The organism is Bradyrhizobium sp. Leo78, assembly GCF_059512425.1.
Genome location: NZ_JCAMOT010000135.1, coordinates 1 through 1,643 on the forward strand (window position 1 = coordinate 1; position 1,643 = coordinate 1,643).

The window sequence follows — 1,643 nt, forward strand, 5'->3', positions numbered from 1 at the left end:
CGTATTGCCTCATCTGAGGATGTTACTTTCGCTTGACGGACGTAGCGCCGACTGTCGGCCGGTCTGAGGTTGCGTCATTGCTCGCAGGATCGGAGGGACTGGGGACGTCGCGGAGTGCCCATCACACGTAGCGGCGGCCCCAGTCCCGGGGTCAGCGGCCTGTGCCGCACCTTCAGCCGTGCGCGGGATGATCGTCTCGACTGCTTTGCGTCTGAGCGATCGCAACAAGCGCTGCACGATGGTGTGCTGTGGAGGACCGAACTGTTCGGGGCATTGTTCAGCGAGGCGACCGAGAATTGCCAGCGCGGTCAGACGGGGCTCGGCCGTCAGCCAGCGCTCGATGTTGGCGAGGTGCGGATCGAGCATTGATGGCATTCTCATGCGCTTTTTGTATGGCTTGCGCATGCGCCGATGGATGATGCGCTGCTCCCCTAGATGCAGGCCATTGCCGAGCTCCTTCGCGAACGCTGCTGCGATCTTTGTCGGCGCCGGTGGGCTTGCTGCCGCGAGCCTGCCCAATCGGGCGTCGACACGCGTGCCGAGCTCCGCCTGGGCGTCTCTCATCTCGGCCAGCAGGGCCACGGGATCGAGCGTGCGATGAAGCTCTCGAAGACGCCGTTTGACTACCTTGCTCAACCTCGGATGCCCCAGTGCTCGTTCATAGGGCGTGGCTGGAACCTGGTAGCGCTTGATCACCTTCGCGCCCTCGCGTCGCTTGTCCTTCAGCTTGAAGGACGGCTGGAAGAAGTTGGTGTGCAGCCGAGATGCAGCATACAAACGTTCAAGCACGCGCGTCGTCTCGACACCATCGAAGCGACCGTACCCCACGAGTCGCCGGACGACCGCGCCGTTCTTCTGCTCGACGAAGGCCTGATCATTCTTCTTGTAGGCGCGCGAGCGTGTCACCTCGATCTTTTGCGCGCGACACCAGGGCACGACGACGTCGTTCATGAATGCGCTGTCATTGTCAAAATCGGCGCCGCGAATGAGCCAGGGAAACAGGTTCTGCGCGCGCTCCATGGCCCGCACGACGAGGCCGCCCTCGCGCGTCACCAACGGCATGCACTCGGTCCAACCAGTCGCGACGTCGACCATCGTCAACGTCTGAATGAACGAGCCAGCTACAGATGTGCCGCCATGCGCCACCATGTCGACCTCGCAGAACCCCGGCGGCGGATCGTGCCAGTCATTGAACGTCCGGATCGGCACTTCACGGCGGACCGCCGAATAAAAGCCGACCCGCCGGCGCTTACCGCCGGCCGCGGCCGTCTTGGTCTCGACCAGCAGGCGATCAATCGTGGCTGCGCTGACGCCGAGCACCAGCGCCCGATCCGCCTGGTCGAGCTTGAGCCGGCCATGCCGCTCCAGCGAAGGCAGCAACGTCGGAATCATTACCTTCAGCCGCTTGCCGCAGATTCGATCCGAGACCTCCCACAAGGCCACCAGCGCATCCCTGATCTTGGCGCCGTAGGTCGGCCTTCGCTGCCGCCTGGCCTCCGGCGAAATTGCGACATGGCTGGCAAGCGCCCGGACCGCGTGCTTGCGATGCCAGCCGGTCACCGCGCAAAGCTCGTCGAGTATGCGCCCCTTATCTGCCCGCCCTGCCGATCGATAGCGCTCTACCACCGCCGCCGTGAGCTCGC

1 protein-coding gene is annotated in these 1,643 nt (G+C 64.2%); it reads right to left on the bottom strand.

The features are described 5' to 3' along the window. Positions 1 to 9: 9 nt before the first annotated feature. Positions 10 to 1,643: integrase catalytic domain-containing protein (locus tag AC5ZG1_RS43875; protein ID WP_496136508.1), on the bottom strand; the 1,634-nt coding region annotated here is incomplete at its 5' end.